Source organism: Planococcus alkaliphilus (assembly GCF_057031095.1).
Genome location: NZ_CM168060.1, coordinates 1,409,484 through 1,420,983, shown reverse-complemented (window position 1 = coordinate 1,420,983; position 11,500 = coordinate 1,409,484). Strand labels below are relative to the sequence as shown.

Here is an 11,500-nt window from a genome sequence, read left to right as displayed (position 1 = left end):
CCTACTTTTTCAAAAATTCTTTAAAGCGTTCAAGCGGCCATGTATTGACCACATGATCCTTTTTCAGCCAAGCTTTTTGGGCATGCTTGACCCCTGTTTCCATAACATCCAATCCTTCAATGGCATGGGCGTCCGTATTAATGGCAACCGGCACGCCTTTTTCCTGCGCCATTTCCAAATGTTCCACTGCCAAATCAAGCCGGTAAGGACTTGCATTCAATTCGACGATTTTGCCGTATTCTTTTGCCCAGTCCAATAGCTGTTCGATATCCGGGTCGTAGCCGCTCCGTTGGCCAATGATGCGGCCGGTCGGATGGGCAATCATATCCACATGCGGATTTTTCATTGCGGTTAACAGGCGTTCCATGATTTGCTCTTGCGGCTGCTGGAAACTGGAATGGATGCTCGCAATGACAAAATCCAACTGTTCGAGTACTTCATCGTCAAAATCAAGCGAACCATCCGGCAATATATCCATTTCTGTGCCGGATAGGACTTCAATATCCTTGTAATTTTTATTCAGCTCACGGATTTCCGCATTTTGTTTTAATAGGCGTTCAGGCGTCAAGCCATTCGCCACTTTCAAGTATTCGGAATGGTCGGTGATGACCATATATTCATAGCCTTTTGCGCGGCAGCCATCGATCATTTCAGGCAGTGAATGCGCGCCGTCCGACCAAGTGGTGTGCATATGCAAATCCGATTTGATGTCCTTTAGCTCAACAAGATCCGGCAATTCTTCGAGGCGATCCAATTCCCGGCCGTCTTCCCGGACGGAAGGCGGAATGAAAGGCAAACCGAAATGAGCATAGAAATCCGTTTCGGAAGTGAAGGTCGCGATTGAACCGTCTTCCTGCTCAACGCCGTACTCACTGATTTTCTTGTTCTGTGATTTTGCCAGTTGGCGCATTTTCACGTTATGGTCTTTCGATCCGGTGAAATGGTGCAACGCAGTAGTGAATTCTTCCGGCGCTACCAAACGGAAATCGATATCGATCAAATCCTGGAATTCCACTGTCACCGACACTTTTGTGTCTCCAGACGCAATGGTTTCCTGGACCGGCAAAGCTTCAAGCAATTGCTCTTTGACGATCAACGGAGCAGATGTTGCTACGATGAAGTCCAGATCCTTGCTTGTTTCTTTCGTCCGGCGAAAACTTCCTGCCACGGAGAATTCCGTGACTTCCTGGATTTTCGACAAAATATCCTGGATAAATTCGACGGCTTCCTCCGTTTTCCAGATCGGATGTCTGCCTGGACGCGATTCAAAATCGGTCAATTCTTTCAGGATCTTCTCTTCCGATTTCGGCCCAAAACCCGGAAGCTTCTGGATTTCATGGTCCAGGCATGCCTGTTTCAAGCTTTCTGCTGAATCGATGCCCAGTTCTTTATAGAGCTTCGCGATTTTCTTGCCGCCCAAGCCCTGCAATTTCATCAACGGAATCAGCCCTTTTGGCACCTCTTCCTGCAATTCTTCAAGAACCGTGGATTTTCCAGTGTCCATCAATTCCAAAATGACATCCCCTGTCCCTTTGCCGATGCCTTTCAGTTTCGTTACGTCTTCTAACTCATCCAAGCTCCGTTGGTCGAGCTCAAGCGCTTGCGCGGCTTTTCTGAAAGCCGATACTTTAAACGGGTTTTCCCCTTTTAATTCCATATTTAACGCTATTTTTTCGAGTGTTCTGATGATGATTTTCTTATTCATGCAGACAGACCTCCAGATTTAGACTTAAAAAAACTTCCCTCCAGTAAGAGAGAAGTTACTGCTTACATATAAATATACCACCATTCCTTTACTTTCTCAGAGAAATAAGGCGTATGCTCCAGCATCATTTGAGCGAGGCTGGAATTCTCGAGCTGGTTTTGGACCGCATCCATCGGAAGCAGTGCAAACACATAGATAAAGATAAATAGGAGTATGTATACTTCAATAAATCCAAGTACCGCGCCGAGCACCTTGCTGATAAAGCCGAGCACCGGCAAGTACTTCAAGAAATCGAACATGGAAGCAAGCAGCTGCAGGCCGAATTTCACTACGAAGAAAATCAAGGCAAAAGCAAATAGCTGATAGAAAGTCTGATCCAGGTCCAGCTGTTCGATGGCCATCGTGAAACGGGATTCATCGTTGACAGCCGGATACGGGATCCACAGCACAAAATATTCCGAGAGCGGTTTATAATAGAGATAAGCGACAACGAGCGCCACGACAAATCCAACCATATGGATCAGCTGAAGAACCAGCCCTCGTTTTGCGCCTACAATTATGCCGCCAATCAATAAAATCAATAAAATAATATCAAGCATCTACGTCAACCCTTCAACTTTCTCAATTCATTTTCTAATTGTTCTACCCGCTCTTTCAGTTTAAGATATTCATGTGCCGTATTTACGGCGGTCAAAACTGCCAGCTTCGAACTATCGAGAGATGGATTCATTGCATGGAACTCACGCATACTTTCATCCACCATCGAGGCCACTTGCCGCATATGACCGGATGTTTCCGTACCGACAATTTTATAGGTATAGCCGTAGATTTCGACTGAAGTCGTTATTTTATGTTCATCCGACAATGCTCCACCCCTCCTTAGAAATGCTATAGATAATCATAACATGAACACGCGTACAATGTGAATCATAAGAAAGGAGGCGCCTTCATGTCAAATATTGTGTTGAAACTGCCGGAGGAAAGTCTCCTCCAAATCATTGCCCATTATAAGCCGAAACAAGTAGCCGCGAAAGCGCCTTACGTCCGCTTTACAGCCAAATTAACGGATGCAGTCGTCACGGTCTACACATCCGGAAAAGTGATGTTCCAAGGCGGTGGTGCCGAACGGGAAGCAGCGCGTTGGGGAGAAGTTGAAGCCGGTGCCGCAAAAACTTCCACCGCTAAAGGCAATCAGCTGCCAACCAATTTCGCCAAACTTTCCGTACTCGGTTCAGATGAAACCGGTACCGGCGATTTCTTTGGTCCGATCACCGTCGCTGCCTGCTACGTTCCGGCGGATAAAGTGGCGCTTGCGCACGAACTCGGAGTAAAAGATTCCAAACAGCTGACTGACGCCTGGATGCGCAGCGTCGCTCCGGACTTAAAAGCGGCTTTCGCCCATAGCGTCCTGACCTTAAAAAATGAAAAATACAACCGCGTGCAGGAACAAGGCTGGTCGCAAGGAAAAATCAAAGCCTTGATGCACAACCAAGCATTAAAGCATGTACTCCGCAAAATGGCACCGGTAAAGCCGGACGCCATTTTGATCGACCAATTCGCTGAACGCGGCATTTATTATAAACACATTAAAGATGAAAAAGAAATCATCCAGGAAAATGTCCTGTTCTCGACAAAAGCGGAAGGCCTCCACGTTTCCGTTGCCTGCGCATCCATCATTGCGCGTGTCGCTTTCTTGGAAGAAATGGACCGCATGAGCAGCGAAACCGGTATCACCTTGCCAAAAGGCGCCGGAAAAATCGTGGATGAAGCGGCCGCCAAGATTTTATTGAAGCACGGCGAGAGCTATTTAAAAAACATCACAAAAGCCCATTTTGCCAATACGAAAAAAGCTCAAGCATTGGCGAATAAAAAACGCTACTAAGATTCTTTTGGAATATTCTTATTTTATCATTCTTAGAAAAGATTACTAGCACATTTTGATTACAAAATGATTACTTGCATCCTTATAAAGATGGACAGAAAAAAGCAGAATCCCGGGATTCTGCTTTTTTAGCCTGCTATTTTACTAGTTTCTTAACTCCGAAGTTCCGCTCCAACTTCTGTCAAAGCCTTCAATACTTTATCATGGACGGCTACGACTTCTTCGTCCGTCAAGGTTTTCTCTGGATCAAAGTACGTTAAAGTGAACGCTACTGATTTTTTGCCTTCTTCCATCTTGTCGCCTTCATACAAGTCAAAGACACGGACATCTTTCAGCAATTTGCCGCCAGCGCCTCGGATGACTTTTTCAATCGTGCCCGCTTCCACAATCTTCGACAATACAAGTGCTACGTCGCGTGTGATGGATGGATAGCGCGGTACCGGCGTGTAAAGCAATGGATCCGGTGCTAAATTCAATAGTGCAGCTAAATTCAATTCGAGAACGACAGTGGTTTTCAAATCACGTTCTTTTTGTTCTGTCGGATGCAATTGGCCAATGACGCCGATCCGCTGTCCGTCATGAATGATGAATGCCGTTCTTCCCGGATGGAGGTCGTCCATTTGCCCACGTTCGAAGGACAATTCAACACCCAATTTTTCACCAAGCCCTTCAACGATGCCTTTTAGCACGAAGAAATCGACTGGTTTCTTCTCGCCTTGCCAGCTATTATCGAGCCATAAGCCCGTCATGGCAATTGCCAGATGCTCTTCTTCGTTCAATAATTCATCCTCTGTTTTCAAGAACACAGCGCCTGTTTCATACAGCGCCACTGAATCGATACGGCGAGCTGTATTATGTGTCACTGAATCCAATAAATGCGGCAACAAGCTCTGGCGCAGAATGCTGCGTTCTTCGCTCATCGGCATCAATAATCTTGTCGTATCCGTTTCCGTCAAAGCAAATTGTTTCGCCGACTTCTCAGATGTCAATGAATACGTCGTCGCTTGCAATAACCCTGCACCTTCAAGGAAATGGCGGACCATGCGGCGCTTCGCTTGATACGGCGTCAAACCGCCTGGGCGTGCTTCCGTTTGAGGCAAAGTGGCAGGAATTTCGTCGTAGCCGTAAAGACGCGCGATTTCTTCTACAACATCTTCCTCAATTTGAATATCCTGGCGTCGAGTCGGCACTGAAATAATCAATTGGTTGTTTGCCGCTTCCGTTTTAAACTTCAAGCGCTCCAAAATCTCAAGCATGTCTTCAAATGGAATTTTCATTCCAAGACGGGTGTTAATGAAATCCGGGCTTACTTTCACGATTTTCTCTTCGCGCTCAAGCTCATCAAAAATGACGGATCCTGCGAGCACTTCCCCGCCTGCAAGTTCTGCGATCAAGCTTGCAGCACGTTCTGCTGCAGGAATGACACGGTTCGGGTCAACGCCTTTTTCATAGCGTGAGCTCGCATCGCTGCGCAATCCATGGTCTTTCGAAGTTTGACGAATCGATCCTGATGCGAAATAAGCAGATTCGATGACAATCGTTGTTGTTGAATCGCTCACCTCTGAATTCGCGCCGCCCATAACCCCTGCTAAGGCAACCGGCTCTTCGCCGTTTGTAATCACTAAATGATGAGGCGATAATTTGCGTTCTGCATCATCCAAAGTCGTAATCAATTCGTCCTGCTTCGCATGGCGAACTGTGATATTTCCAGTCTTCAAAGAATCATAGTCAAACGCATGAAGCGGCTGGCCGTATTCCATCAAGACAAAGTTCGTCACGTCGACGACGTTATTATGCGGACGGACGCCTGCTGCCATTAACCGCTGCTGCAGCCACATCGGCGACTCTTTCACTTCGATGTTGCGGATGACTTTTGCGACATAAAGCGGATTCGCTTCCGGAGCATCGATGTTCAATGTCAGCATTGACGCTGCTGTTTCCGCTGCTTCTGTGTATGTTGCTTCCGGCAGTTTTACTTCTTCCGATAAAATAGCGCCGACTTCATAAGCCACACCCAGCATGCTCATCGCATCTGCACGGTTTGGCGTCAAGCCAAGTTCAAGTACGGTGTCATCCAGGTCAAAATTCGTTACAACATCAGAACCGATTTCTGCGTTTTCCGGAAGCACGTAAATGCCTTCCGCATATGCTTTAGGAACCAATTTTCCTTCAATGCCCAGTTCTTGAAGTGAGCAGATCATCCCGTTTGAAACTTCTCCACGCAGCTTCGCTTTTTTGATTTTCACGCCGCCTGGCAATTTAGCGCCAGGACGGGCAACGATGACTTTTTGGCCAGCCGCAATATTCGGTGCGCCGCAGATGATTTGTTCAATGCCGTCTTCTCCGACGTTTACTTGGCAAATCGATAATTTATCCGCTTCCGGATGTTTCTCGCATGATTCAACGTAACCGACTACGACGTTAGTCATGCCATGTGAACGATCGATGACTGCGTCCACTTCGATGCCGGAACGGGTAATTTTCTCGCCCAGTTCAGCCGGGTCTAACTCTTGTGTATTTACATATTCTTTCAACCATTTAATGGATACGAGCATGTTTTATTTCCTCCTTAAACTTCAGTGCGCTGGAATTGAGATAAAAAGCGGACATCATTGGTATAGAAATGGCGGATGTCTTCTACGCCGTATTTCAGCATTGCAATACGCTCCGGCCCCATGCCGAAAGCAAATCCTGTCAGGCGTTTTGAATCATAGCCGGCCATTTCAAGTACGTTCGGATGCACCATTCCGGCTCCAAGAATTTCAATCCATCCGGTTTTTTTGCAGACGTTGCAGCCAGATCCTCCGCATTTAAAGCACGAGATATCCATTTCAACAGAAGGCTCTGTGAACGGGAAGAAACTTGGGCGAAGGCGGATTTCACGGTCGTCTCCGAACATTTTCTTCGCGAATACGGATAGTGTTCCTTTAAGATCACTCATGCGGATGTCTTCACCGATGACCAATCCTTCGATTTGCGTGAATTGGTGGGAATGCGTCGCATCGTCATTATCGCGGCGGTATACTTTCCCTGGGCAGATGATTTTAATCGGTTCGCCGCCTTTCGCTTCCATCGTACGGGCTTGTACCGGCGATGTATGCGTACGAAGCAGAATGTCTTCCGTAATATAGAAAGAATCCTGCATATCACGGGCTGGATGGCCTTTCGGCAAATTTAAAGCTTCGAAGTTGTAATAATCTTTTTCCACTTCCGGTCCTTCAGCGATCTCATAACCCATCGATACGAATAAATCCTCGATTTCTTCGATAACGCGCGTTAATGGATGCGGGTTCCCTGTACGAACAGGACGCCCTGGCAATGTGATATCGATCGTTTCACTTTGCAACTTCAGATTGATCGCTTCTTCTTCCAGGATCATCATGCGTTCTTCAAGCGAAGTCGTGACTTCTTCACGGACTACGTTGACTAGTGCGCCCATTTTCGGACGTTCTTCAGCCGGTAATTTCCCCATGCCTTTTAATAGATCGGTAATTGGCCCTTTTTTCCCTAAATAAGCGACACGGACGTCATTCAATTCTTTTACATTCGCCGCTGATGCAATTTTTTCAAGCGCTTCTGTTTTCAATGCCTGCAATTGTGCTTCCATTTTTTCTCCTCCTTAAACGTAAAAAAGCCCCGTCCCAAAAAGGGACGAGGCATTATTCGCGGTACCACCCTAGTTATCGCCAAAATAGGCAATCACTCATTTACGTAACGGCTCTTCACCGGCCCATCTTTACAGCATTTGCTGGTCCCGACAGGCAGCTCGCGGGGTGAACTTCTGAAGTTTCTCGCATATCCGCGCTTCCAGCCAAGGCGCAGACTCTCTTGATGCAACGGCACAACATACTTTTCCCGGTCACAGCTTTTCTTATTTACCCTTTAAGTATACGAAATTGCGTTCATTTAATCAAATTAGTTTTTTGGCACTAAACTATAAAGCAGGATTCCAGTGGCAACAGCAACGTTCAGCGATTCCGCTTCGCCGTATAACGGCACCATTAAATTGCGGTCCGTCTTCTGCAGCAAAACCGGATCTACACCGCTTCCTTCATTGCCGACGATCAAAGCGAACGCTTCTTGGCTTTCCACTTCGTGCACCGGCGTTGAATTGATTAGCGCTGTGCCGTATAAAGGAATATTGCGTTCTTTTAGCTCTGTGGTCCATTCTTCCAATTCGCCTCTGACAACCGGAATTTGGAAATGGGAGCCTTGCGCTGAACGAACCGTTTTCGGATTGAACGGATCCGCACAGCCTTTCCCTAAAACGACCACGTCGATGCCACTTGCAGAAGCTGTACGGATCATCGTTCCGATATTGCCGGGATCTTGGACGGCATCGACCAACAACAGTTTACTCCATTGCTGCTGGTCTGCTTCTGTGAATTCCGGCTGCGCACAATGCGCGAAAATCCCTTGGGAATGCTCCGTTTCGGAAATTTCTTTCGCTACCGCTGCCGTCACGGAATACATCGGCACATCGTCGACATTCCAGCCAGCGGGAATATCGACGCCTTCCCGGACAATCAAGGATTTGATGGATTCTTTTTTCTTCAACGCCTCTTCCGTCAAATGAAAGCCTTCCACTAGAAATTCCGTGAATTTATCCCGTTCTTTACGGGTAGTGACTAATTTTTTCCAATGCTTCACAAGCGAGTTTTGTGTTGATTCAATTCTTTTCATTTGCAGTTCACGCCTTTATTTCAGAATAGCTCAAGTATAGCATAATGAGAAAAGCGGAGGCGGCCGTTTAGATTCGACAGGCATAAGATGAGCTGGCAAAGCGGCGTCCTTTGCCGTGTAGCCAACTCGGCTTATGTCCCGAGAATCTGGCCGCTGGAGTCTGGACACCAGAAAAGCGGAGGCGGCCGGGTCAAAGTTCACGTGTGAAAAAGTCGAAACCGAAAGCTGTCGCAAGACCAAAAACAAGTGTCCACAAGCCGATGCTGATGGTAAGCCAAATGGTCGTGTTTCGTTTTGTTGCGCCGAGTGTCATGCCGATAAATGCCGCAATATGTGTACCGATGAGAATCGGACCTAAAAGAGCAAGTCCAGGCAATCCGTATTTATTCCATATATTCTTTGCCCGTTCGTTTTTCTTCGACTCGGCTTTGCCTTTTGCTTCTTGGCGCTTTATATACCAATCCTTGAATTTATCAAAGCCGATGATCAAGGCGAGCACCGTCAGCATATTGCCGACAAACGCCATGACCATCACCCAAAAAGGCGACAAGCCCCAGACGATGCCGAGCGGAATGACCAATGCGATTTCGAACCAGGGTATGGCTGCTCCTAGGAAAACAAGAAAGTATTCATAAATCATTCAGTTTCCTCCTTGAAATGTTTTCGGACTTCGAGGTAATAAATCAAGTATTGTCCGAAAGCGATAGCCAAAATTCCATAGATGATGGCAAGTTTCGGCAACGGAAATACAATGACGACCGTCGCTAAAAATGGCAGCGCTAACGTGATAAAGCTATAGACTTTCTGAACCGCTTTTCGCGTGATGTATGTCATGCCTTCGTCCTGTTCCAAATACTCGGGAGGGCGAATAGCGAGCGGCGAAATCTTCTGTGTCGGATTTTCCTTATTGTGCTTTTTGAGCTGTGCCATGAAAATCACAAGAAAAGCGAAGTAGAGGATGATCGAACAAAACACGATAAAGCCTTCCAGCGCCTCTAATTTAATGGTAACACTCGTTTCAGTCTCGGTATTGACGAATTCCGTTATCGGCGAATTCAAACCGAACGCCAATACCCCTAACAATAAAATAAATGCCATCATCCATAGCGGATAGTTTAAACGGAAATCATTTTTCATTGTGCTCCTCCCCTTCGAGCCAAAATAAGTCGTCCACCTTTGTTTCCAATGTGCTAGCGAGTTTTAATGCGAGCGTAATCGAAGGCGAAAATTCCCCTTTCTCAATAAACGCAATCGTCTGCCGCGTCACATCCACCCGTTTGCCGAGATCGCTTTGCGTAAATCCATAGCGCGCCCGCAATTCCTTCACACGGTTTCTAAGCATCCACTTCATCCTCCCTGTGCAGATGTTCGGTTTATATAACATAATGTACAGTATGCTTAACATTTAGTCAAGTATAGTTAACATTGTGTTTTGTGCTTAATTTAAGATTTAACGGATTTTATGGGTTTGTTTGCGGAATAAACCCTTTTATTTGCAAAACCACAAAAAAAAATCCCCTCCCGCGATATGCGGAAGGGGAAAATCATTTATTCAAACGTAATGCGCGCTACTGTGTCTTTGTCTAATTTCTTGATGACTTCAACAATCAATTTCACCGCGTTCTCGTAGTCGTCGCGGTGCAGGATGCCAGCGTGTGAGTGAATGTAGCGCGTTGCCACACCAATCGACAATGCCGGTACGCCGTTTGCCGTCAAGTGGATGGATCCGGCATCGGTTCCGCCGCCTGCAATCGTTTCGAATTGGTAAGGGATGCCGGCTTCTTCTGCGGTATCGACCACCAATTCACGCAAGCCGCGGTGCGAAACCATCGACGCGTCGAATAAAAGAATTTGCGGGCCAGCACCCATTTTGCTTGCGGATTCCTGCTGCGTGATTCCCGGTGTGTCGCCAGCAATGCCGACATCGACAGCAAAACCGATATCCGGCTGGATTTTAGCGGTCGCCGTTTTTGCTCCGCGGAGGCCCACTTCTTCTTGAACAGTGCCGACTCCGTAAACGACGTTCGGGTGTTCTTGCCCTTTTAACCCTTTTAGGACATCGATGGCGATCGCACAGCCAATGCGGTTGTCCCATGCTTTCGCTAAAAGCATTTTTTCATTGTTCATAACAGTGAATTCGAAATACGGCGTAACCATATCTCCGGGAGCTACGCCCCACTCTTTTACTTCGTCGCGTGAAGACGCACCGATATCAATGAACATGTCTTTGATTTCAACCGGTTTCTTGCGGGCTTCCGGCGATAGAATATGCGGCGGTTTCGAGCCGATGACGCCGGTCACTTCTTTTCCGCTGCGCGTTGTGATCGTCACACGCTGCGCAAGCATCACTTGGTTCCACCAGCCGCCCAGCGGTTGGAATTTCAAAAAGCCTTTATCGTCGATTTGAGAAATCATGAAGCCGACTTCATCCAAATGTCCGGCAACCATGATTTTGGGTCCGTCTGCCAACCCTTCTTTACGTGCGATCAAGCTCCCCAGACCATCTGTTTCAATCGAGTCAGCGTAAGGCTCTATGTATTTTTTCATCACTTCGCGGGATTGGCGTTCATTGCCTGGCACCCCGTTAGCGTCAGTTAGTTCTTTCAGCATCAATACGGTTTCATCCATTTTAGCCATTATTTCGACCTCCTAAATAATTTGTACTTGTTTATTATAATAGATGAGCTTTCATTTATCAAAAAATTCGTTTAATACCCTTCTCTCTGCCGGCGGTAATTCTTTTCGTTTTTTGCAAAATATGCTTCTAACACATCCTCGTAGCTAAAGCCGAGTGCTGAAGCAATCCCGCCATACCAGCTCCAAACTTCCTGATACGCCGACACCGAATGGTTGTCCATGAACTTCAGAATTTTTTCTTGCGTACCCAAAAAAAGCTCTGTTAAATCTTTGTGGTTCACGGCACTTGGCCAAGTTTCCAACATATTCAGGTTCTTTTCGATGCCAAGGGATAAAAGGAAATGGATGGAATCCACATATTCTTCCAATAGCACTTCTTGAGCTGAAGGCCCTTTTGTGCTCCAGAACTTAAAACAGCGCGTTTCATTTGCCAGCTCCGCCAATTCGATCAAGAGCGCCAACCCTTTTTTGCGGAATACATCTTCTTCGATTCCGTGGTTAGACTGGATAAAACGGTCCAACTCTTCCTGCATTTCGAATAATTGATGCAAGTTCATAAAAACCCTCCTTTTTTCAATAAAATCTTGAAACCA

General features: G+C 46.6%; 12 protein-coding genes and 1 other annotated feature. Of the genes, 1 reads left to right on the top strand and 11 read right to left on the bottom strand.

The window, feature by feature from the left end; all coding sequences use genetic code 11:
* Position 1: 1 nt before the first annotated feature.
* The 3 genes from polX to zapA form a co-directional block, all read right to left on the bottom strand.
* A complete protein-coding gene (gene polX, locus AC2EXB_RS07370) occupies positions 2–1,705 on the bottom strand; it encodes a DNA polymerase/3'-5' exonuclease PolX (RefSeq protein WP_483604256.1) in 1,704 nt (567 codons plus the stop codon).
* Between the two features lie 62 nt (positions 1,706–1,767).
* Positions 1,768–2,304: a CvpA family protein gene (locus AC2EXB_RS07365; RefSeq protein ID WP_235198940.1), complete on the bottom strand. Its 537-nt coding sequence runs from the start codon at positions 2,302–2,304 to the stop codon at positions 1,768–1,770.
* A 5-nt stretch (positions 2,305–2,309) separates the two neighbouring features.
* A complete protein-coding gene (gene zapA / locus AC2EXB_RS07360) occupies positions 2,310–2,570 on the bottom strand; it encodes a cell division protein ZapA (protein WP_235198939.1) in 261 nt (86 codons plus the stop codon).
* A gap of 84 nt (positions 2,571–2,654) precedes the next feature.
* Between zapA and rnhC the strand changes: the two genes are divergently transcribed.
* Positions 2,655–3,587, top strand: coding sequence for a ribonuclease HIII (gene rnhC, locus AC2EXB_RS07355; protein WP_483604255.1), 933 nt, complete (start codon positions 2,655–2,657; stop codon positions 3,585–3,587).
* A gap of 152 nt (positions 3,588–3,739) precedes the next feature.
* Here rnhC and pheT read toward each other — a convergent pair whose 3' ends face one another.
* From pheT to AC2EXB_RS07315, 8 genes are all read right to left on the bottom strand, one after another.
* Positions 3,740–6,142, bottom strand: a complete 2,403-nt coding sequence (pheT, locus tag AC2EXB_RS07350; protein ID WP_483604254.1) for a phenylalanine--tRNA ligase subunit beta — start codon at positions 6,140–6,142, stop codon at positions 3,740–3,742.
* A gap of 14 nt (positions 6,143–6,156) precedes the next feature.
* Positions 6,157–7,194 carry a phenylalanine--tRNA ligase subunit alpha gene (gene pheS / locus AC2EXB_RS07345; RefSeq protein ID WP_483604253.1) on the bottom strand — a complete coding sequence of 346 codons (1,038 nt, stop codon included), beginning with the start codon at positions 7,192–7,194 and terminating at the stop codon, positions 6,157–6,159.
* A gap of 37 nt (positions 7,195–7,231) precedes the next feature.
* Positions 7,232–7,459: a binding site (T-box leader), on the bottom strand.
* Between the two features lie 43 nt (positions 7,460–7,502).
* Positions 7,503–8,270, bottom strand: coding sequence for a TrmH family RNA methyltransferase (locus AC2EXB_RS07340; protein WP_483604252.1), 768 nt, complete (start codon positions 8,268–8,270; stop codon positions 7,503–7,505).
* Positions 8,271–8,460: 190 nt separating this feature from the next.
* A complete protein-coding gene (locus tag AC2EXB_RS07335) occupies positions 8,461–8,910 on the bottom strand; it encodes a small multi-drug export protein (protein ID WP_483604251.1) in 450 nt (149 codons plus the stop codon).
* Positions 8,907–9,407, bottom strand: coding sequence for a hypothetical protein (locus tag AC2EXB_RS07330; protein ID WP_483604250.1), 501 nt, complete (start codon positions 9,405–9,407; stop codon positions 8,907–8,909). The genes AC2EXB_RS07335 and AC2EXB_RS07330 overlap by 4 nt, the downstream gene beginning before the upstream one ends.
* Positions 9,397–9,612, bottom strand: a complete 216-nt coding sequence (locus AC2EXB_RS07325; RefSeq protein WP_235198929.1) for a helix-turn-helix transcriptional regulator — start codon at positions 9,610–9,612, stop codon at positions 9,397–9,399. The genes AC2EXB_RS07330 and AC2EXB_RS07325 overlap by 11 nt, the downstream gene beginning before the upstream one ends.
* Before the next feature lie 206 nt (positions 9,613–9,818).
* Positions 9,819–10,907 carry a M42 family metallopeptidase gene (locus AC2EXB_RS07320; protein ID WP_483604249.1) on the bottom strand — a complete coding sequence of 363 codons (1,089 nt, stop codon included), beginning with the start codon at positions 10,905–10,907 and terminating at the stop codon, positions 9,819–9,821.
* A gap of 71 nt (positions 10,908–10,978) precedes the next feature.
* Positions 10,979–11,464, bottom strand: a complete 486-nt coding sequence (locus tag AC2EXB_RS07315; protein WP_483604248.1) for a dUTP diphosphatase — start codon at positions 11,462–11,464, stop codon at positions 10,979–10,981.
* Positions 11,465–11,500 lie beyond the last annotated feature (36 nt).

Bases quoted from the DNA above. Each gene is read 5' to 3' on its own strand.
- polX (WP_483604256.1), bottom strand. From the start codon at position 1,705: ATGAATAAGAAAATCATCATCAGAACACTCGAAAAAATAGCGTTAAAT.
- AC2EXB_RS07365 (WP_235198940.1), bottom strand. From the start codon at position 2,304: ATGCTTGATATTATTTTATTGATTTTATTGATTGGCGGCATAATTGTA.
- rnhC (WP_483604255.1), top strand. From the start codon at position 2,655: ATGTCAAATATTGTGTTGAAACTGCCGGAGGAAAGTCTCCTCCAAATC.
- pheT (WP_483604254.1), bottom strand. From the start codon at position 6,142: ATGCTCGTATCCATTAAATGGTTGAAAGAATATGTAAATACACAAGAG.
- pheS (WP_483604253.1), bottom strand. From the start codon at position 7,194: ATGGAAGCACAATTGCAGGCATTGAAAACAGAAGCGCTTGAAAAAATT.
- AC2EXB_RS07340 (WP_483604252.1), bottom strand. From the start codon at position 8,270: ATGAAAAGAATTGAATCAACACAAAACTCGCTTGTGAAGCATTGGAAA.
- AC2EXB_RS07335 (WP_483604251.1), bottom strand. From the start codon at position 8,910: ATGATTTATGAATACTTTCTTGTTTTCCTAGGAGCAGCCATACCCTGG.
- AC2EXB_RS07330 (WP_483604250.1), bottom strand. From the start codon at position 9,407: ATGAAAAATGATTTCCGTTTAAACTATCCGCTATGGATGATGGCATTT.
- AC2EXB_RS07325 (WP_235198929.1), bottom strand. From the start codon at position 9,612: ATGCTTAGAAACCGTGTGAAGGAATTGCGGGCGCGCTATGGATTTACG.
- AC2EXB_RS07320 (WP_483604249.1), bottom strand. From the start codon at position 10,907: ATGGCTAAAATGGATGAAACCGTATTGATGCTGAAAGAACTAACTGAC.
- AC2EXB_RS07315 (WP_483604248.1), bottom strand. From the start codon at position 11,464: ATGAACTTGCATCAATTATTCGAAATGCAGGAAGAGTTGGACCGTTTT.